The organism is Enterobacter sp. BNK-18 (assembly GCF_047456135.1).
GTDB lineage: Bacteria > Pseudomonadota > Gammaproteobacteria > Enterobacterales > Enterobacteriaceae > Enterobacter > Enterobacter ludwigii.
This window is the reverse complement of the sequence record NZ_CP179899.1, coordinates 3,574,741-3,595,580: the sequence shown is the minus strand read 5'-3', so window position 1 is coordinate 3,595,580 and position 20,840 is coordinate 3,574,741. Positions and strand designations below refer to the sequence as shown.

Below are 20,840 nucleotides of genomic sequence, written 5' to 3'. Positions count from 1 at the left end.
TATAGACTTCACGACAGAGAGAGCGAATGACAACCTTAAGCTGTAAAGTGACCTCGGTAGATGCTATCACCGACACCGTATATCGCGTCCGTTTAGTACCTGAAGCGGCATTCTCTTTCCGCGCCGGTCAGTACTTGATGGTCGTGATGGATGAGCGTGATAAGCGTCCCTTCTCTATGGCTTCTACGCCAGCAGAGCAGGAATTTATTGAGCTTCATATTGGTGCGTCTGAGCTTAACCTGTATGCGATGGCCGTCATGGACCGCATTCTAAAAGAACGTGAAATCGTGGTGGATATTCCTCACGGTGATGCCTGGCTGCGTGAAGATGAAGACCGTCCGCTGATCCTGATTGCGGGGGGAACGGGTTTCTCTTACGTGCGCTCTATCCTGCTGACGGCCCTGGCGCGTAACCCGGATCGCGATATCACCATCTACTGGGGCGGCCGCGAAGAGAAACATCTCTACGACCTGTCTGAACTGGAAGCATTAAGCGTCAATCATCCACACCTGCGCATTGAGCCGGTGGTGGAGCAGCCTGAAGAGGGCTGGCGTGGGCGCAGCGGTACGGTGCTGACGGCGGTGCTGCAGGATCACGGCACGCTGGCGGGACATGATATCTATATTGCTGGCCGTTTTGAGATGGCGAAAATTGCCCGTGACCTGTTCTGCAACGAACGTGACGCGCGTGAAGACCGTCTCTTCGGCGATGCGTTCGCGTTCATTTAAATAAAAAACCCGCCCCTGACAGGCGGGAAGAACGGCAACTAAACTTTATCTCTTCGCCACTGGCGCCATAACTGCGATGGCTGCGCGTGCTCACCCGAATCCCTTACTTCCGTAAGCGCATCGGGCGCCGCTCGCGTGCCGCCGTGTTCTGGCGACACTGGCTGTAAGAACCCCTCGAAGAGTTACACTCGCTCAAATACCGTCGCGATACCCTGACCCAGCCCGATACACATCGTCGCCAGACCAAACTGAGCGTCTTTGCGTTCCATCAGGTTAATCAGCGTGGTGCTGATGCGTGCCCCGGAACAACCCAGCGGGTGACCGAGGGCGATCGCGCCGCCATTGAGGTTAATCTTGTCGTCTATCTGATCCATCAGGCCCAGATCTTTGATGCACGGCAGGATCTGCGCGGCAAAGGCTTCGTTCATCTCAAACAAATCGATATCACTGGTGGTTAAGCCTGCTTTTTTCAGCGCCAGCTTCGAGGCCGGCACCGGACCGTAACCCATAATGGACGGATCGCAACCCACCACCGCCATCGAACGCACCCGGGCGCGAGGCGTCAGGCCTAACTCGCGGGCACGACTTTCACTCATCACCAGCATCGCGGCGGCCCCGTCAGATAGGGCAGACGAGGTGCCTGCCGTTACCGTACCGGTGACCGGGTCAAACGCCGGGCGCAGCGTAGAAAGGGTTTCTACAGTGGTTTCCGGGCGAATCACTTCATCGTAGCTGAACTGCTTCAAAACGCCGTCAGCATCGTGACCACCGGTTGGGATGATCTCATGCTTAAATGCGCCGGATTGCGTTGCGGCCCAGGCGCGTGCGTGGGAGCGCGCAGCAAAGGTATCCTGCATTTCGCGGCTGATGCCGTGGAGGCGGGAAAGCATCTCAGCGGTCAGGCCCATCATTCCCGCCGCTTTCGCCACGTTACGGCTCATACCCGGGTGGAAATCAACCCCGTGGCTCATCGGCACGTGGCCCATGTGCTCCACGCCGCCGACCAGACAGGCCTGTGCATCACCGGTCATGATCATGCGAGCCGCGTCGTGCAGCGCCTGCATTGACGAACCACACAGACGGTTAACGGTCACCGCCGGAACTGAATGCGGGATCTCCGCCAGCAGCGAAGCGTTACGAGCGATGTTAAAGCCCTGTTCGAGGGTTTGCTGTACACAGCCCCAGTAAATATCGTCGAGCGCAGCGGGATCCAGTGCCGGGTTACGCGCCAGTAGGCTACGCATCAGGTGCGCGGAGAGGTCTTCCGCGCGCACATTACGGAATGCACCGCCTTTTGAACGGCCCATCGGGGTGCGAATCGCATCAACAATGACAACCTTTTCCATTGTGACTCCTTAAGCCGTTTTCAGCTCGCCAACCGGACGGGCTGGCTCAACTGCTGGGTAATAGGGTTCGTTATGGCGCGCTTTGTTACGCAGACCTTCCGGCACGTCATACAGCGGGCCGAGGTGCTGGTACTGCTGAGCCATATCGAGATAACGGGCGCTGCCGAGCGTATCCAGCCAGCGGAACGCGCCGCCGTGGAACGGAGGGAAGCCGAGGCCGTACACCAGTGCCATATCCGCTTCTGCCGGGCTGGCGATAATGCCTTCTTCCAGACAACGCACCACTTCGTTGATCATTGGAATCATCATTCGGGCGATGATTTCATCGTCGGTGAAGTCACGTTTCGGCTGGCTGACGTCGGCCAGCAGGCCATCCACCGCCGCGTCTTCTTCTTTCTTCGGTTTACCTTTGCTGTCTTCTTTATAGCGCCAGAAGCCCAGGCCGTTTTTCTGACCAAAGCGGCTGGCGTCAAACAGGGCGTCAATCGCGTCGCGGTAATCTTTCTGCATGCGCTGCGGGAAGCCTGCCGCCATCACCGCCTGGGCGTGGTGTGCGGTGTCAATGCCGACCACATCCAGCAGATACGCCGGACCCATCGGCCAGCCGAACTGTTTTTCCATCACTTTGTCGACTTTGCGGAAATCCGCACCGTCGCGCAGGAGCTGGCTGAAACCGGCGAAGTACGGGAACAGCACGCGGTTGACGAAGAAGCCCGGACAATCGTTGACCACGATCGGGGTTTTGCCCATTTTGCTGGCCCATGCCACGACTTTGGCGATCGTTTCGTCAGAGGTTTTTTCCCCACGGATCACTTCGACAAGCGGCATACGGTGCACCGGGTTAAAGAAGTGCATACCGCAGAAGTTTTCCGGGCGCTTCAGAACGCCTGCCAGTTCGCTAATCGGGATGGTGGAGGTGTTTGAGGCCAGTACGGTATCAGGACGAACCTTCTCTTCGGTTTCCGCCAGCACCGCTTTTTTGACTTTCGGGTTCTCAACGACCGCTTCAACGACCACATCCACACGGTCGAAACCGCTATAGTCCAGGGTCGGGTGGATTGTCGAGATCACCCCTGAGAGTTTCAGACCGTCAATTTTGCCGCGTTCCAGCTGTTTATTCAGCAGCTTGGCCGCTTCGGTCATGCCCAGCGTCAGGGATTTCTCGCTGATGTCTTTCATCACCACAGGCACGCCTTTCCAGGCCGACTGATAAGCGATGCCGCCGCCCATAATGCCTGCACCGAGTACCGCCGCATGTTTTGGCGTCTCAACATTTTTGGTCAGCTGTTTCGCCTTACCTTTCACGAATTGATCGTTCAGGAAGATGCCCACCAGTGCGCGAGCTTCATTAGTGTGCGCCAGCGGAACAAAGCTTTGGTTTTCCAGTTTCAGCGCTTCATCACGGCCAAAGCGGGCTGCGGCTTCAATCGTTTTAACGGCGGTAATGGGCGCGGGGTAGTGTTTGCCTGCCGTCTGCATCACCATCCCTTTGGCGATGGTGAAGCTCATGGCGGCTTCAATTTTGCTGAGTTTCAACGGTTCCAGCTTCGGCTGACGTTTGGCTTTCCAGTCGAGGTCGCCATTAATGGCCTGATGCAGAATGGCGAGGGAGCCTTCAATCAGTTTTTCTGGTTTAACAACACCGTCCACCAGGCCTATTTTCTGCGCCTGTTCCGCCCCGACATCTTTACCGGCGGCGATGATCTCCAGGGCGCTATCGGCACCCAGCATGCGTGGCATACGTACGGAACCGCCAAAGCCTGGCATGATGCCCAGTTTTGTTTCCGGCAGGCCGATGCGCAGGTCTGGCGTGGCCAGACGATAGTCGGTTGCCAGCACGCACTCGCAGCCGCCGCCCAGCGCGTAGCCGTTAACGGCGGAGACTGTCGGAACAGGCAGATCTTCCAGACGATTAAAGACGCTGTTGGCAAAGTGCAGCCACTGGCTCAGCTGTTCTTCCGGGACCTGGAACAGTGAAAGGAATTCGGTGATATCTGCACCGACAATAAAAGCCGCTTTGTTTGAGCGCAGCAGCAGTCCTTTTAATTCAGATTGTTTTTCAAGCACATCCAGCGCCTGGCCAAGACTGGCCACCGTCGCGGTATCAAGCTTGTTGACTGAGCCGGGGGCATCGAACACCAGTTCGGCAATGCCATCTTCCAGCCAGTTGAGGTACAGGGTGTCGCCTTTGTAGAGCATGTCAGTCTCCTGAATCCAGCAAGTGGATCTGGTCATACCAGATGAGACGGAGTGTGGGATTTATGTTAATAAAATGCAAATTTCTCATTAAGAAATTGCTGCATTGATCACGGTCGGTGGAAATCACGCAGTCGGAGTCAGGTGTGCTAAGATGCGATGACTTGAGCTCAGAAAAATGAAAGGAAGAAAGATGGACTCACTGGCTTCGCTTTATAAAAATCATATCGTTACCCTACAGGAACGTACCCGTGATGTACTGGCGCGCTTTAAGCTGGATGCGCTGTTAATCCACTCCGGAGAGCTGATTAACACCTTCCTGGATGACCATGCGTATCCGTTTAAGGTCAACCCGCAGTTCAAAGCCTGGGTGCCGGTCACGCAGGTCCCAAATTGCTGGTTGCTGGTGGACGGGGTGAACAAGCCGAAACTGTGGTTCTATCTGCCTGTCGATTACTGGCACAACGTTGAGCCGCTGCCGACCAGCTTCTGGACGGAAGAAGTGGACGTTATCGCTTTACCAAAAGCCGATGGCATTGGCAGCCTCCTGCCAGCCGGGCGCGGCAATATTGCTTATATTGGCCCGGTTCCTGAGCGTGCGCTCGGTCTGGATATTCCGGCGGATAAACTCAATCCGAAAGGGGTTCTGGATTATCTGCACTACTATCGCGCTTATAAGACCGACTACGAACTTTACTGCATGCGTGAAGCGCAAAAAACGGCGGTAAATGGTCACCGTGCTGCGCATGAAGCGTTCCAGTCTGGCATGAGCGAGTTCGATATTAACCAGGCGTATCTGACCGCCACCGGCCACCGTGACACTGATGTCCCTTACAGCAACATCGTCGCGCTGAATGAGCATGCGTCCGTTCTGCACTACACCAGGCTCGATCACCAGGTGCCATCCGAGATGCGCAGCTTCCTGTTGGACGCCGGGGCAGAGTACAACGGCTATGCGGCCGACCTGACCCGCACCTGGGCGGCAAATGCGGATACCGATTTTGCACAACTGATTAAAGACGTTAACGATGAGCAACTGGCGCTTATTGGCACCATGAAAGCGGGAACCAGCTATGTGGATTACCACATCCAGTTCCATCAGCGCATCGCTAAACTGCTGCGTAAGCACCAGATCGTGAAAGACATGAGCGAAGAGGCGATGGTGGAAAACGATCTGACCGGCCCGTTCATGCCGCACGGTATTGGTCACCCGCTGGGCCTGCAGGTTCATGATGTTGCCGGTTTTATGCAGGACGATACCGGTACGCACCTGGCCGCGCCGTCTAAATATCCTTACCTGCGCTGCACGCGTATTCTTGAGCCGCGTATGGTGCTGACCATCGAGCCGGGTATCTACTTTATCGAATCGCTGTTAGCGCCATGGCGTGAAGGCCCGTTCAGCAAGCACTTCAACTGGGACAAAATTGAAGCGCTGAAACCGTTTGGCGGTATTCGTATCGAAGATAACGTGGTGATCCACGAAAACGGTATTGAGAATATGACGCGAGACCTGAAGCTGGCCTGATGGATAGCTGGCTGATACCGGCTGAACCGGTCACCTTTGTTGAGGAAATTAAGAAGAGTCGATTCATTACGCTGCTGGCACATACCGACGGCGTTGAGGCGGCAAAAGCGTTTGTTGAGTCCGTTCGCGCGCAGCACCCTGACGCACGTCACCATTGCGTGGCATGGGTGGCAGGGCCGCCGAACGATTCACAACAGCTGGGGTTTTCCGATGACGGTGAACCGGCAGGCACAGCCGGTAAACCCATGCTCTCCCAGTTGATGGGCAGCGGCGTGGGTGAAATCACCGCCGTGGTCGTTCGCTACTATGGCGGTATCTTATTAGGCACGGGTGGACTGGTTAAAGCGTATGGCGGTGGGGTTCAGCAGGCACTGAATATGCTGATTACCACCCGCAAAACGCCGCTCACCGAATATACTTTATTGTGCGATTACGGCCAGTTATCCGGCATTGAGGCATTGCTAAAGCAGTTTAACGGCGTCATCGCGCACCGTGACTATCAGGCAATGGTGCAACTGCGCGTGGCGCTTCCGCAGGCGGAACTGGCTGCTTTTTCAGCAAAGCTGGCGGATTTTAGTCGCGGTTCGTTGCAATTGCTGCCGATTGAAGAATAATCCCCACCTCACTTTTTTGAATACCAAAGGAAGCGGCAGAGATGCATTTTCGTGCCATTACCCGAATCGTTGGACTGCTGGTCATACTTTTTTCCGGGACGATGATTCTCCCAGGACTGGTAGCGCTTATCTACCGGGACGGCGCGGGGCGGGCATTTACCCAGACCTTCTTTGTCGCGCTGGCGATTGGCTCACTGCTTTGGTGGCCAAACCGTCGTCAAAAGGGTGAGCTGAAATCTCGCGAAGGGTTTTTGATTGTTGTTCTGTTCTGGACAGTGCTGGGAAGCGTGGGTGCGCTACCCTTTATCTTCTCTGAGCAGCCTAATCTGACCGTCACGGATGCGTTTTTTGAATCGTTCTCGGGTTTAACGACGACCGGGGCGACCACGCTGGTCGGGCTGGATTCCTTACCTCATGCCATTCTCTTTTATCGCCAGATGCTGCAATGGTTCGGGGGGATGGGGATCATCGTCCTGGCCGTGGCCATCCTGCCTATTCTCGGCGTCGGGGGGATGCAGCTTTACCGTGCGGAAATGCCGGGCCCACTGAAAGATAACAAGATGCGCCCGCGCATAGCCGAGACGGCGAAAACCCTGTGGCTTATCTATGTCTTACTGACGGTCGCCTGTGCGTTAGCGTTATGGTTTGCCGGGATGCCTGCATTCGACGCTATCGGGCACAGCTTTGCGACGATCGCCATCGGCGGGTTCTCGACCCACGATGCCAGCGTGGGTTACTTCGACAGCCCCACCATTAACACGATCATTGCCATCTTCCTGCTGATTTCCGGCTGTAACTACGGTCTGCACTTCTCCTTACTCAGCGGGCGTAGCCTGAAGGTATACTGGCGTGACCCGGAGTTTCGCATGTTCATTGGTGTCCAGCTTACGCTGGTCATCATCTGTACCGTGGTGTTGTGGTTCCACGATGTCTATAACTCCGCGTTGACCACGTTAAATCAGGCGTTCTTCCAGGTGGTGTCGATGGCAACCACCGCCGGTTTTACAACGGACAGTATTGCACGCTGGCCGCTGTTCCTGCCGGTACTGCTGCTGTGTTCTGCGTTCATCGGGGGTTGTGCGGGGTCGACGGGCGGTGGCCTGAAGGTGATTCGTATTCTGCTGTTGTTTAAGCAGGGGAACCGTGAACTTAAACGTCTGGTCCACCCGAACGCGGTTTACAGCATCAAACTGGGTAACCGTGCCCTGCCGGAACGTATTCTTGAAGCGGTTTGGGGGTTCTTCTCGGCCTATGCGCTGGTCTTCATCGTCAGTATGCTGGCGATTATCGCGACGGGGGTGGATGATTTCTCTGCCTTTGCTTCCGTCGTAGCAACGTTGAATAACCTCGGGCCTGGCCTGGGAGTAGTGGCGGATAACTTTGCCAGTATGAACCCGGTCGCGAAATGGATCCTCATCGCCAACATGCTGTTTGGTCGTCTGGAGGTCTTTACGCTGCTGGTGCTGTTCACCCCAACATTCTGGCGCGAGTAAGGAGTCGTCGGTGAAAACACTTATTCTTTTCTCTACGCGGGATGGGCAAACGCGTGAGATTGCCTCATATCTGGCTTCAGAATTAAAAGAGCTGGGGATTTACTCTGATGTGGTGAACCTGAATCGCACGGAGCAGATAGCCTGGCAGGATTACGACCGTGTGGTTATTGGCGCGTCTATTCGTTACGGGCATTTCCATCCGGCGCTGGATCGTTTTGTGAAAAAGCATACGGCAGTGCTCAATAAACTGCCCGGGGCTTTTTACTCGGTCAATCTGGTGGCGCGTAAACCTGAGAAACGTACGCCGCAGACCAACAGCTATACGCGCAAGTTTCTGTTGAGCTCTCCGTGGCAGCCGGACATCAGCGCCGTCTTTGCCGGCGCGCTGCGTTATCCGCGCTATCGCTGGTATGACCGCTTTATGATTCGCCTCATTATGAAGATGACCGGTGGCGAAACCGATACGCGCAAAGAGGTGGTGTATACCGACTGGTCGCAGGTCGCCAGTTTTGCGCGGGAGATCGCACATTTATCAGGCGATTCGCGGCTTAAATAGGCGTGAAGTTTGAAAAGTGAGCGAACGAAAAGTTTTTTGTATTTTGTGCTTGTCACTTCAGAATAACTCCCTATAATGCGCCTCCACTGACACGGAACAACGGCACACACGCCGCCGGGTCAGCAGAGATAAGCGAAAATAAATGCTTGACTCTGAAGCGGGAAAGCGTAATATGCACACCCCGCGCCGCAGCGAAAACGAAGCGGCACTGCTCTTTAACAATTTATCAGACAATCTGTGTGGGCACTCAAAGTGACATGGATTCTTAATGTCTTCGGACAAAAAATGAATACCAAGTCTCTGAGTGAACATACGTAATTCATTACGAAGTTTAATTCACGAGCATCAAACTTAAATTGAAGAGTTTGATCATGGCTCAGATTGAACGCTGGCGGCAGGCCTAACACATGCAAGTCGAACGGTAGCACAGAGAGCTTGCTCTCGGGTGACGAGTGGCGGACGGGTGAGTAATGTCTGGGAAACTGCCTGATGGAGGGGGATAACTACTGGAAACGGTAGCTAATACCGCATAACGTCGCAAGACCAAAGAGGGGGACCTTCGGGCCTCTTGCCATCAGATGTGCCCAGATGGGATTAGCTAGTAGGTGGGGTAACGGCTCACCTAGGCGACGATCCCTAGCTGGTCTGAGAGGATGACCAGCCACACTGGAACTGAGACACGGTCCAGACTCCTACGGGAGGCAGCAGTGGGGAATATTGCACAATGGGCGCAAGCCTGATGCAGCCATGCCGCGTGTATGAAGAAGGCCTTCGGGTTGTAAAGTACTTTCAGCGGGGAGGAAGGTGTTGTGGTTAATAACCACAGCAATTGACGTTACCCGCAGAAGAAGCACCGGCTAACTCCGTGCCAGCAGCCGCGGTAATACGGAGGGTGCAAGCGTTAATCGGAATTACTGGGCGTAAAGCGCACGCAGGCGGTCTGTCAAGTCGGATGTGAAATCCCCGGGCTCAACCTGGGAACTGCATTCGAAACTGGCAGGCTAGAGTCTTGTAGAGGGGGGTAGAATTCCAGGTGTAGCGGTGAAATGCGTAGAGATCTGGAGGAATACCGGTGGCGAAGGCGGCCCCCTGGACAAAGACTGACGCTCAGGTGCGAAAGCGTGGGGAGCAAACAGGATTAGATACCCTGGTAGTCCACGCCGTAAACGATGTCGACTTGGAGGTTGTGCCCTTGAGGCGTGGCTTCCGGAGCTAACGCGTTAAGTCGACCGCCTGGGGAGTACGGCCGCAAGGTTAAAACTCAAATGAATTGACGGGGGCCCGCACAAGCGGTGGAGCATGTGGTTTAATTCGATGCAACGCGAAGAACCTTACCTACTCTTGACATCCAGAGAACTTAGCAGAGATGCTTTGGTGCCTTCGGGAACTCTGAGACAGGTGCTGCATGGCTGTCGTCAGCTCGTGTTGTGAAATGTTGGGTTAAGTCCCGCAACGAGCGCAACCCTTATCCTTTGTTGCCAGCGGTCCGGCCGGGAACTCAAAGGAGACTGCCAGTGATAAACTGGAGGAAGGTGGGGATGACGTCAAGTCATCATGGCCCTTACGAGTAGGGCTACACACGTGCTACAATGGCGCATACAAAGAGAAGCAAACTCGCGAGAGCAAGCGGACCTCATAAAGTGCGTCGTAGTCCGGATTGGAGTCTGCAACTCGACTCCATGAAGTCGGAATCGCTAGTAATCGTAGATCAGAATGCTACGGTGAATACGTTCCCGGGCCTTGTACACACCGCCCGTCACACCATGGGAGTGGGTTGCAAAAGAAGTAGGTAGCTTAACCTTCGGGAGGGCGCTTACCACTTTGTGATTCATGACTGGGGTGAAGTCGTAACAAGGTAACCGTAGGGGAACCTGCGGTTGGATCACCTCCTTACCTTAAAGAACCTGCCTTTGTAGTGTCCACACAGATTGTCTGATGAAAAACAGCAGTAAAAAACCTCTACAGGCTTGTAGCTCAGGTGGTTAGAGCGCACCCCTGATAAGGGTGAGGTCGGTGGTTCAAGTCCACTCAGGCCTACCAAATCTGTCATGCAGATTTGAAGAGGTTGGTCATACGATGGGGCTATAGCTCAGCTGGGAGAGCGCCTGCTTTGCACGCAGGAGGTCTGCGGTTCGATCCCGCATAGCTCCACCATCTTTTACTGCGAAAACAAGAAAACTTCAGAGTGAACCTGAAAAGGTGCACTGCGAAGTTTTGCTCTTTAAAAATCTGGATCAAGCTGAAAATTGAAACGACACACATGTTATGTGTGTTCGAGTCTCTCAAATTTTCGCAAGCCGGTGATGAATCGAAAGAAACATCTTCGGGTTGTGAGGTTAAGCGACTAAGCGTACACGGTGGATGCCCTGGCAGTCAGAGGCGATGAAGGACGTGCTAATCTGCGAAAAGCGCCGGCGAGGTGATATGAACCTTTGACCCGGCGATGTCCGAATGGGGAAACCCAGTGTGATCCGTCACACTATCGTTAACTGAATACATAGGTTAACGAGGCGAACCGGGGGAACTGAAACATCTAAGTACCCCGAGGAAAAGAAATCAACCGAGATTCCCCCAGTAGCGGCGAGCGAACGGGGAGCAGCCCAGAGTCTGAATCAGCTTGTGTGTTAGTGGAAGCGTCTGGAAAGTCGCACGGTACAGGGTGAAAGTCCCGTACACGAAAGCACACAGGTTGTGAACTCGAAGAGTAGGGCGGGACACGTGGTATCCTGTCTGAATATGGGGGGACCATCCTCCAAGGCTAAATACTCCTGACTGACCGATAGTGAACCAGTACCGTGAGGGAAAGGCGAAAAGAACCCCGGCGAGGGGAGTGAAAAAGAACCTGAAACCGTGTACGTACAAGCAGTGGGAGCCTCTTTTATGGGGTGACTGCGTACCTTTTGTATAATGGGTCAGCGACTTATATTCTGTAGCAAGGTTAACCGTATAGGGGAGCCGAAGGGAAACCGAGTCTTAACTGGGCGTTAAGTTGCAGGGTATAGACCCGAAACCCGGTGATCTAGCCATGGGCAGGTTGAAGGTTGGGTAACACTAACTGGAGGACCGAACCGACTAATGTTGAAAAATTAGCGGATGACTTGTGGCTGGGGGTGAAAGGCCAATCAAACCGGGAGATAGCTGGTTCTCCCCGAAAGCTATTTAGGTAGCGCCTCGTGAACTCATCTTCGGGGGTAGAGCACTGTTTCGGCTAGGGGGCCATCCCGGCTTACCAACCCGATGCAAACTACGAATACCGAAGAATGTTATCACGGGAGACACACGGCGGGTGCTAACGTCCGTCGTGAAGAGGGAAACAACCCAGACCGCCAGCTAAGGTCCCAAAGTCATGGTTAAGTGGGAAACGATGTGGGAAGGCACAGACAGCCAGGATGTTGGCTTAGAAGCAGCCATCATTTAAAGAAAGCGTAATAGCTCACTGGTCGAGTCGGCCTGCGCGGAAGATGTAACGGGGCTAAACCATGCACCGAAGCTGCGGCAGCGACGCTTATGCGTTGTTGGGTAGGGGAGCGTTCTGTAAGCCGTTGAAGGTGTCCTGTGAGGGGTGCTGGAGGTATCAGAAGTGCGAATGCTGACATAAGTAACGATAAAGCGGGTGAAAAGCCCGCTCGCCGGAAGACCAAGGGTTCCTGTCCAACGTTAATCGGGGCAGGGTGAGTCGACCCCTAAGGCGAGGCCGAAAGGCGTAGTCGATGGGAAACAGGTTAATATTCCTGTACTTGGTGTTACTGCGAAGGGGGGACGGAGAAGGCTATGTTAGCCGGGCGACGGTTGTCCCGGTTTAAGCATGTAGGCGGAACGATTAGGTAAATCCGGTCGTTTATTAACGCTGAGGTGTGATGACGAGGCACTACGGTGCTGAAGTAACAAATGCCCTGCTTCCAGGAAAAGCCTCTAAGCATCAGGTAACATCAAATCGTACCCCAAACCGACACAGGTGGTCAGGTAGAGAATACCAAGGCGCTTGAGAGAACTCGGGTGAAGGAACTAGGCAAAATGGTGCCGTAACTTCGGGAGAAGGCACGCTGATATGTAGGTGAAGCCCCTGCGGGTGGAGCTGAAATCAGTCGAAGATACCAGCTGGCTGCAACTGTTTATTAAAAACACAGCACTGTGCAAACACGAAAGTGGACGTATACGGTGTGACGCCTGCCCGGTGCCGGAAGGTTAATTGATGGGGTTAGCGGTAACGCGAAGCTCTTGATCGAAGCCCCGGTAAACGGCGGCCGTAACTATAACGGTCCTAAGGTAGCGAAATTCCTTGTCGGGTAAGTTCCGACCTGCACGAATGGCGTAATGATGGCCAGGCTGTCTCCACCCGAGACTCAGTGAAATTGAACTCGCTGTGAAGATGCAGTGTACCCGCGGCAAGACGGAAAGACCCCGTGAACCTTTACTATAGCTTGACACTGAACACTGGTCCTTGATGTGTAGGATAGGTGGGAGGCTTTGAAGCGTGGACGCCAGTCTGCGTGGAGCCAACCTTGAAATACCACCCTTTAATGGCTGGTGTTCTAACGTAGACCCGTAATCCGGGTTGCGGACAGTGTCTGGTGGGTAGTTTGACTGGGGCGGTCTCCTCCCAAAGAGTAACGGAGGAGCACGAAGGTTAGCTAATCCTGGTCGGACATCAGGAGGTTAGTGCAATGGCATAAGCTAGCTTGACTGCGAGAGTGACGGCTCGAGCAGGTGCGAAAGCAGGTCATAGTGATCCGGTGGTTCTGAATGGAAGGGCCATCGCTCAACGGATAAAAGGTACTCCGGGGATAACAGGCTGATACCGCCCAAGAGTTCATATCGACGGCGGTGTTTGGCACCTCGATGTCGGCTCATCACATCCTGGGGCTGAAGTAGGTCCCAAGGGTATGGCTGTTCGCCATTTAAAGTGGTACGCGAGCTGGGTTTAGAACGTCGTGAGACAGTTCGGTCCCTATCTGCCGTGGGCGCTGGAGAATTGAGGGGGGCTGCTCCTAGTACGAGAGGACCGGAGTGGACGCATCACTGGTGTTCGGGTTGTCATGCCAATGGCACTGCCCGGTAGCTAAATGCGGAAGAGATAAGTGCTGAAAGCATCTAAGCACGAAACTTGCCCCGAGATGAGTTCTCCCTGAGACTTTAAGTCTCCTGAAGGAACGTTGAAGACTACGACGTTGATAGGTCGGGTGTGTAAGCGCAGCGATGCGTTGAGCTAACCGATACTAATGAACCGTGAGGCTTAACCTTACAACGCCGAAGGTGTTTTGGCGATGAGAGACGATTTTCAGCTGATACAGATTACAGAATTTGCCTGGCGGCTTTAGCGCGGTGGTCCCACCTGACCCCATGCCGAACTCAGAAGTGAAACGCCGTAGCGCCGATGGTAGTGTGGGGTCTCCCCATGTGAGAGTAGGGAACTGCCAGGCATCAAATAAGTGAAGAGGCCATCCGAAAGGATGGCCTTTTTGCGTTTTTATCCCTTCCTCGTTTCTCTAAACTAATCACCTATCCCCCCGTATATACGGTAAACTATCCCGGTTTTTGTCTCAGGATAGCGTCTATGAATCACTCCCTTAAGCCCTGGAATACCTTTGGCATTCAACGTAATGCTAATAAAATTGTACGTGCCGATACTGCACAGCAACTGCTGGATGCCTGGCAAAGCGCAACAGAACAAGACGAACCTGTACTGATTCTGGGCGAAGGAAGTAATGTCCTGTTTCTCGATGATTTTGCGGGAACGGTGATCGTTAACCGCATCATGGGAATTGATGTGGAAGAGCGCGCCGATAGCTGGCATCTGCACGTTGGCGCCGGTGAAAACTGGCATCATCTGGTGCAATACACCCTGGACAAAGGGATGCCTGGACTGGAAAACCTTGCCCTTATCCCTGGCTGCGCCGGATCATCCCCCATTCAAAATATCGGTGCCTATGGCATCGAACTGAAACACGTTTGTGAATACGTAGATTGTATTGAGCTGGCGACCGGCGCGGCTCAGCGTTTAACCGCTGAACAGTGCCGTTTTGGCTACCGTGACAGTATTTTCAAGCATGAATATCAGGATCGCTACGTGATTGTCGCCGTAGGCCTGCGTCTGTCAAAAAACTGGCAGCCGGTGCTGACCTACGGTGATTTAACGCGTCTCGATCCCGAAACGGCGACTGCCCGTGATGTTTTTGACTCGGTGTGCCATATGCGCACGACCAAACTTCCTGATCCTAAAGTGAATGGAAATGCGGGAAGTTTCTTCAAAAACCCGGTTATCAGCAGCGAAAACGCCCAAGCGTTACTTGCAGGTTGGCCTGCCGCACCCCATTACCCACAGGCGGATGGTAGCGTGAAGCTGGCCGCGGGCTGGCTTATCGATCAATGCCAGTTAAAAGGCGCCTCCGTGGGCGGTGCGGCCGTTCATCGCCAGCAGGCCCTGGTGCTGATTAATCAAAACGATGCGACCAGCGAGGATGTTGTCCGGTTGGCCCATCACGTCCGTCAGCAAGTGGGCGAAAAATTTAACGTCTGGCTGGAGCCAGAGGTCCGCTTCATTGGCCGTACGGGCGAAGTGAATGCCGTGGAGGTTATCGCGTGAAGGACAATACTATCCCTTTAACCCTGATAAGCATTCTTGCCGACGGTGAATTCCATTCCGGCGAGCAGCTGGGTGAACACCTGGGCATGAGCCGTGCCGCCATTAATAAGCATATCCAGACCCTCCGCGACTGGGGTGTCGATGTCTTTACGGTACCCGGAAAAGGCTACAGCCTGCCGGAGCCGATTCAGCTGCTGAATGAAGAGCTGATCCGCAGCCAGGTAGAGCATGGCAATGTTGCGGTCTTGCCGGTGATCGATTCGACCAACCAGTACCTTATGGATCGACTCAGCGAATTATCCTCCGGGGATGCCTGTGTAGCCGAGTACCAGCAGGCCGGGCGTGGCCGTCGAGGCCGCAAGTGGTTTTCGCCATTTGGTGCCAACCTCTATCTCTCCATGTACTGGCGTCTGGAGCAGGGTCCCGCTGCTGCTGTTGGCCTGAGTCTGGTCATCGGGATTGTGATGGCGGAAGTGCTGCACGATCTGGGTGCTGATAAGGTGCGGGTGAAATGGCCAAACGATCTTTATCTGAACGATCGTAAACTTGCCGGTATTCTCGTTGAATTAACGGGTAAAACAGGCGACGCGGCGCAAATTGTCATTGGTGCAGGCCTCAATATGGTGATGCGCAATGTACAAAATGACGTGGTGAATCAGGCGTGGACCAACCTGCAGGAAGCGGGGATCACCATTGATCGCAACACCCTTGCCGTGCGTATGATTAAAGAATTACGCAGTTCGCTTTCGCTCTTTGAACAAGAGGGGCTGGCATCCTTCCTGTCCCGTTGGGAAAAGCTGGATAACTTTATTAACCGTCCGGTGAAATTGCTGATTGGTGATAAAGAGATCTACGGTATTTCCCGCGGCATCGACGCACAGGGCGCGTTGCTCCTGGAGCAGGATGGCGTGATCAAACCCTGGGTGGGCGGTGAGATTTCACTGCGCAGCGCGGAATAACCCATTATGCGAAAACCCGCATGCGCCGCTCTGGCCGTCATGATGAGTTTACTGTTCTCCCCCCTCTCTCAGGCGGGTCAGGCCTGGGAGAGTTACAAAGCACGCTTCTTTACGCCGGAAGGGCGGATTGTCGATACCGGCAACGGCAATGTTTCGCATACTGAAGGCCAGGGCTTCGCCATGCTGATGGCGGTGGCTAACGACGATAAAGCAACGTTTGATAAGCTGTGGAAATGGACTGACAGTACGCTAAAGAACAAAGAAAATGGTCTGTTTTACTGGCGTTATAATCCTGCCGAGTCCAACCCGATTGCTGACAAAAATAACGCCGCCGATGGCGATGTCCTGATTGCCTGGGCGCTGTTGAAAGCGGATACGCGCTGGCATGACAAACAGTACAGCGCCGCATCGGATGCGATAACGAAAGCACTCATTAGCCACACCGTGACCCGTTATGCGGGTTACCGCGTGATGCTGCCCGGCGTCCAGGGGTTTACCCTCGACGGTGAGATCGTGCTTAACCCCTCTTATTTCGTCTTCCCGGCCTGGCAGGCCTTTGCCAGCCGCAGCCATTCGCCGGTCTGGGGCAAGTTGATTCAGGATGGCCATCGCTTGCTGGCAAAAATGGGATCGGGTAAAGCCAGACTTCCCACGGACTGGGTCTCACTGGGCTCTACGGGCACGCTGTCCCCGGCCAAAGCCTGGCCGCCACGGATGAGCTACGACGCGATCCGCATTCCACTTTACCTGGCCTGGTCTGATAAGAAGAGCCCGCTGTTAACGCCGTGGCGAGCCTGGTTCGGTCAGTTCCCCCGCGAACAAACTCCCGCATGGGTAAACGTGACGACCAATGAATATGCGCCTTACATGATGGAAGGGGGGCTGCTGGCGGTACGTGATTTAACGATGGGACAGCCATCCGGAGAACCCGAGATCACTGCAAAGGATGATTACTACTCCGCAAGCCTGAAAATGCTTGTATGGCTTGCTGAGCAGCCATAACGGAACGGGTGAGCCCTCTCCCCTGGGGGGAGAGGGAAATGCGGTTTACTGCGGATAAGGTACCCAGTCTCCACCGTTCAGGCGAACGTACGGTTTGTTCTGATACTGAATCACAACCGCGTTCGCGTTCTCAGAGACTTCGGCAGTTTGCGGCAGGTTACTGGTGAGCTGATCCCAGTTCACGCTGTCTTCCACAAACAGTTTGCCGTCAACCGCGCGGGCAACCAGTTCTGAAATGGCCAGATAGCTGGTTGGCTGAGCGATCTCAATCGGTGCGCCCTGATGAGGTGCCTTCATACCAAAGAATTTAATGCCTGCCGGTACGTTGGTAATAGACGGGCTAGGGATATCACGCAGACCTGACACCTGCATTCTGTCGCCTTTCAGCGCGGCGCCGTGTTCAGGTACCACAACCACCATCACTTTACGGCCCGATTTATCCAGCTCCGTAAAGAATGCGTCCAGTTCATCAAAGAATTTCTGCGCACGAACTTTATAATCGGCCGTTTTGCTCACGCCAGGGAAGTGGTTACCATCGTGAAGCGGCAGCGTGTTGTAGAACGTTGCACTGCGCGGATTACTGTCTTTTTCGATGGTCTTCAGCCAGCGTTGCAGCACGGCGGTATCGTCATAAACAGGTGAACCGTCAAAGCCCAGCAGAGTGACCGGCAGTCCGGTTTGATCCATCAGCTGTGCCTGCATACCACCCTGTTCGCGCACCTCTTTCAGGAAGTTACCGAACTGGCCGTTATGTCCCAGCATCAGATGCTGCGTGAAGCCCAGTTTTGAGAGGTTATCGAACAGATAACACTGGTTGCCGGCGGGTTGATACAGGTTCTTATGCGATGTCTGACCGCAGCTTGCACGAAGCAGGCGAATTGCCGCCGGGCCGCTGTACGAGGTGGCAGAGTTAAAGTCTTTAAACTGGATATCGAAATGGGACCACAGCGGGTGAGACATCAAACCCGCGGCATCGACGTCAGCCCAGGAGAGTGAACAGATGTTGATCACCAGCAGCTCAAACGGCTGAGCATCCGCCGGCAGGGCTTCCGGGAATTTGGTCTGACGTTTATCTTCCGCGGTATAGAAGCTGGAGAGCCAGGCGTTCAGGTTAGTGGACGTCGGCGGTGCGGTCTGCGTCGGGATATCGCCGACCACAGGCGTATCACCTGCCGTCGTGACGGTTGCCGCTGCACTTCCCCCGGTAGTGGTCACCGTGGTCGTGGGTTGACCCGCGGGCCACAGGGAGAAGTCTGGACCTGCAAGCGTCAGCACGTTCAGCCAGATCATAATGGCGACGACAAATACCGTGACGCGGATCCATTGTGACAGGAACAGCCAGGCTACCAGCAGCACAAAGACGGCACCTATCATTTGCCAGTTAATAAAGCGCTCGGTCAGGTCAAGGACATAGCTGGCGCTAAACCCTGCCACCTGCGAACCCTGACTCATAATGCTGTCCGGTCCCGGCAGCCAGGTGTCATGCCAGAACAGAGCAAAGCCGACAGGGATAGCAATCCAGTGACGCAAGCGATGCAGCCTGATATTGGGCAAAGGCATCAGCAGGAAAGCCATAAACACCAGGTTGAGCAGGGGATGGAAATTCAGATAGCCTGCCCACAGCAGACCAAACTTCACCAGAAAGTAGAAGTTCCAGCCGGAAAGGCCGCGCCAGTATTGCCAGAGCGGCGATGGTGACGAAGCGGTATAGGTAGAATTAGTCATGTTTTCGGTCTGCCTTGACGTGTGATGCCCGTGTCAGTGTTCCGGCTGGTTTTACATAGCGAGGTTTTACAAACAGCACTCTGGCCGTATCGCGGATACGGCGTATGGAATGGCGTGCATAGTAGCCAAGCGGGAAAAAGATCAGCGCACAGAATACGACCAGTTGAATGATATCGCTGATATTCATGATGGTGCGTTCTCCCCATTCTCAGTTAACAGGCGAAGGGGTTCCGGTATTCGCCGCCAGACGTGTCCGTCATGTCGGGCGTTGAGAATCGGTTTGGCATCGCTCTTCACGGTGAGCGGTTTCGCCCATTGTTCAGGCTCGAGGGCGCGCATCTGCACCAGCTCTGCACTGATAGAATTATCTTCGAACCAGATCATACGGTTCGAGAAAATATCCCCGGTTGGCAGCGGGAAGATATGGTTAAGGGCGGTATCAAGATCGTTTATCCGGCAGAAGGACAAGAACAGCACCAGGCGGTTGTCGCCGATGGTCATGATGTCTCCTGTGCGGTTCGGACGGCATAACGTGAGCGCCTGTTCAACGCGGATACCCGGTACCGGGCGCAGGGCAACCATCACCCCTTTCCCGTCTGCAGGAAGCAGCGTGTTGCTCATCATGTTGCCGACGGCGTCGCAGAAGGTATCCCATTTCTGGTATCCGCGCAGCTTCATCGGCTGCGTCATGGAGAGCAGGGTGGAGATATCTTCCGGTACGTGACGGTTGAACTGCTGACCCTGAACGCTTTCGAGAAGCGTCAGGCAGCGTGATAACGGCGCATTCCACGGAATCACCATATTGGCACCGCAGCCCAGAAGCAGGCGCTCATCCGTGGCGCGAAGGCTGGTGTTATTTTCGCGCACCACTATTTTTAAGGCGCTTCCGCGCTGGCGACGTAAGGTGTGGATCTGTCGCGCCAGCGTTTCAATCTGGTTATTTTGCATGAGCGAAAAAACAATGGTTGCTGCCTGGGTTGTGCGAGCTTCATTAAAAAGCGCTTCGTTAGAATCAAACAACGACCAATTTTCCGAGAGCGCAGGCGCCCCCTCTAAAACGGCAATATGGCTCAGGATTCGTTTTTCATCGCTGCGCGGTTGCACCACGGTTTCTTCCTGCTGCGCCAGGTGCCATTCGCCCTCAATATGTTTAAGGGTGAGCTGTTGTCTGGCGCTTACGCCTTTTTCATTACACCAGAACGCAATATCGTAGAGATAGCTGTCTGCCTGGTTCCGAAGACTCGCCAGACCAAACAGGGAGCGATATTCGCCCATTAAAAGGGAAAACAGTTTGTCGTTATTACTGCCAGGATTGACTATCAATAGCGTGCAATTTTGAAATTTTGCCCATTTATTGATTTTTTCCAGCCAGGGCAGTAGTTTTTCAGCAGGGATATTTTGCAGGGCGTTATTTGAGCATTTCAGAATCACCAGATAGTGATCGGGATCAATAGAGCACTGAATGTCGCGGGACAAAAAGTATAGACTATCGGCCTCCGCAGGCATGGAAAATAATCGCACCGTCTGCGGACCGCGATCGTTTTCAAGGGTGATAATTTTCTTTGGCTCTTCGCCCATGCTCACGACGGCCACGCGGGAATCCTTGCCCTGAGCGGCAATTGTCTTGTTTACCAGACTGATAGCATCTTCATTACGATCCGTATTAATCCACCAGACTCCTCCGACTGGCATGTGGCTCAATTCGTCCCATAATGACTGGATGCCAATAGAAAATATGGAGTCCACGGTGTCCCTCTTTTCGTTTAATTTCTCTGTATCTCAGTTTACTAGCGAAAGCGTAGAAATAAACCTAACATTGAAATTAAAGAACATCAGATTTAGCATGTAAATGAAATTTGATAGGGCAGGAAGCCTCGCTACTTCTGATTGTGCGATTTTACTCAAAGGGATGGAATAGAATGGATAATAACGAACCCGGCACCCCAGTCGACTCAACCCTGGGTTACACATTCCAGAACGACTTTCTGGCGCTGACGCAGGCGTTTTCATTACCTGAAATAGATTACACCGACATTTCCCAGCGGGAACAGTTGGCCGCGGCTATTAAACGTTGGCCGCTATTAGCTGAATTTGCCCAACAACAATAAGGGAG

General features: G+C 54.0%; 14 protein-coding genes, 2 tRNA genes and 3 rRNA genes. 14 read left to right on the top strand and 5 right to left on the bottom strand.

Translation table 11 applies throughout. The annotated features are described in order from the left end of the window. Positions 1 to 26 precede the first annotated feature (26 nt). Positions 27 to 728: an NAD(P)H-flavin reductase gene (fre, locus tag ACMGG3_RS17330; protein ID WP_014172106.1), complete on the top strand. Its 702-nt coding sequence runs from the start codon at positions 27 to 29 to the stop codon at positions 726 to 728. 182 nt (positions 729 to 910) lie between these two features. On the opposite strand, the gene fadA is transcribed toward fre, so the two are convergent. After that, on the bottom strand, positions 911 to 2,074 hold the full coding sequence (gene fadA / locus ACMGG3_RS17325; protein WP_014172105.1) for an acetyl-CoA C-acyltransferase FadA: 1,164 nt from the start codon (positions 2,072 to 2,074) through the stop codon (positions 911 to 913). 9 nt (positions 2,075 to 2,083) lie between these two features. Further along, on the bottom strand, positions 2,084 to 4,273 hold the full coding sequence (fadB, locus tag ACMGG3_RS17320; protein ID WP_040019225.1) for a fatty acid oxidation complex subunit alpha FadB: 2,190 nt from the start codon (positions 4,271 to 4,273) through the stop codon (positions 2,084 to 2,086). Positions 4,274 to 4,463: 190 nt separating this feature from the next. On the opposite strand from fadB, the gene pepQ reads away from it, so the two are divergent. The 12 genes from pepQ to ACMGG3_RS17260 all read left to right on the top strand — a co-directional run bounded on the left by pepQ (position 4,464) and on the right by ACMGG3_RS17260 (position 17,002). Beyond that, positions 4,464 to 5,795, top strand: a complete 1,332-nt coding sequence (gene pepQ / locus ACMGG3_RS17315) for a Xaa-Pro dipeptidase (protein WP_020882869.1) — start codon at positions 4,464 to 4,466, stop codon at positions 5,793 to 5,795. Beyond that, a complete protein-coding gene (locus ACMGG3_RS17310; RefSeq protein ID WP_182268688.1) occupies positions 5,795 to 6,409 on the top strand; it encodes an IMPACT family protein in 615 nt (204 codons plus the stop codon). The genes pepQ and ACMGG3_RS17310 overlap by 1 nt, the downstream gene beginning before the upstream one ends. 41 nt (positions 6,410 to 6,450) lie before the next feature. Next, positions 6,451 to 7,902: a Trk system potassium transporter TrkH gene (gene trkH / locus ACMGG3_RS17305; RefSeq protein WP_025202793.1), complete on the top strand. Its 1,452-nt coding sequence runs from the start codon at positions 6,451 to 6,453 to the stop codon at positions 7,900 to 7,902. Between the two features lie 10 nt (positions 7,903 to 7,912). After that, complete coding sequence (gene hemG / locus ACMGG3_RS17300; RefSeq protein ID WP_020882866.1) at positions 7,913 to 8,458, top strand: menaquinone-dependent protoporphyrinogen IX dehydrogenase; 546 nt, start codon at positions 7,913 to 7,915, stop codon at positions 8,456 to 8,458. 353 nt (positions 8,459 to 8,811) lie between these two features. Next, positions 8,812 to 10,351, top strand: a 16S ribosomal RNA gene (locus ACMGG3_RS17295). Positions 10,352 to 10,421: 70 nt separating this feature from the next. Further along, a tRNA-Ile gene (locus tag ACMGG3_RS17290) sits at positions 10,422 to 10,498 on the top strand. Between the two features lie 38 nt (positions 10,499 to 10,536). Beyond that, positions 10,537 to 10,612 (top strand) — tRNA-Ala (locus ACMGG3_RS17285). A 180-nt stretch (positions 10,613 to 10,792) separates the two neighbouring features. Beyond that, positions 10,793 to 13,699: ribosomal RNA gene (locus ACMGG3_RS17280) — 23S ribosomal RNA — on the top strand. A gap of 63 nt (positions 13,700 to 13,762) precedes the next feature. Beyond that, positions 13,763 to 13,878: ribosomal RNA gene (gene rrf, locus ACMGG3_RS17275) — 5S ribosomal RNA — on the top strand. The 16S, 23S and 5S rRNA genes sit together here with 2 tRNA genes alongside, the layout of an rRNA operon. Before the next feature lie 134 nt (positions 13,879 to 14,012). After that, positions 14,013 to 15,041, top strand: coding sequence for a UDP-N-acetylmuramate dehydrogenase (gene murB, locus ACMGG3_RS17270; protein ID WP_059306907.1), 1,029 nt, complete (start codon positions 14,013 to 14,015; stop codon positions 15,039 to 15,041). Next, positions 15,038 to 16,000, top strand: a complete 963-nt coding sequence (gene birA, locus ACMGG3_RS17265; protein WP_032680102.1) for a bifunctional biotin--[acetyl-CoA-carboxylase] ligase/biotin operon repressor BirA — start codon at positions 15,038 to 15,040, stop codon at positions 15,998 to 16,000. The genes murB and birA overlap by 4 nt, the downstream gene beginning before the upstream one ends. Positions 16,001 to 16,006: 6 nt before the next feature. After that, a complete protein-coding gene (locus ACMGG3_RS17260; RefSeq protein WP_148576914.1) occupies positions 16,007 to 17,002 on the top strand; it encodes a glycosyl hydrolase family 8 in 996 nt (331 codons plus the stop codon). Positions 17,003 to 17,047: 45 nt separating this feature from the next. On the opposite strand, the gene bcsG is transcribed toward ACMGG3_RS17260, so the two are convergent. Genes bcsG through bcsE form a run of 3 tightly spaced genes read right to left on the bottom strand, consistent with a single transcriptional unit; the run spans position 17,048 to position 20,473 of the window. Beyond that, positions 17,048 to 18,727, bottom strand: a complete 1,680-nt coding sequence (bcsG, locus tag ACMGG3_RS17255; protein ID WP_020884479.1) for a cellulose biosynthesis protein BcsG — start codon at positions 18,725 to 18,727, stop codon at positions 17,048 to 17,050. Further along, positions 18,720 to 18,917, bottom strand: coding sequence for a cellulose biosynthesis protein BcsF (gene bcsF / locus ACMGG3_RS17250; protein WP_025202797.1), 198 nt, complete (start codon positions 18,915 to 18,917; stop codon positions 18,720 to 18,722). Before bcsF ends, bcsG begins: the two co-directional genes overlap by 8 nt. Next, the gene (bcsE, locus tag ACMGG3_RS17245; RefSeq protein ID WP_020884480.1) at positions 18,911 to 20,473 is read right to left on the bottom strand and encodes a cellulose biosynthesis c-di-GMP-binding protein BcsE; all 1,563 of its coding nucleotides are present in this window, start codon (positions 20,471 to 20,473) and stop codon (positions 18,911 to 18,913) included. The genes bcsF and bcsE overlap by 7 nt, the downstream gene beginning before the upstream one ends. A gap of 173 nt (positions 20,474 to 20,646) precedes the next feature. Here bcsE and bcsR point away from each other — a divergent pair, with 173 nt between their 5' ends. Beyond that, positions 20,647 to 20,835, top strand: a complete 189-nt coding sequence (bcsR, locus tag ACMGG3_RS17240; RefSeq protein WP_020884481.1) for a cellulose biosynthesis protein BcsR — start codon at positions 20,647 to 20,649, stop codon at positions 20,833 to 20,835. Positions 20,836 to 20,840 lie beyond the last annotated feature (5 nt).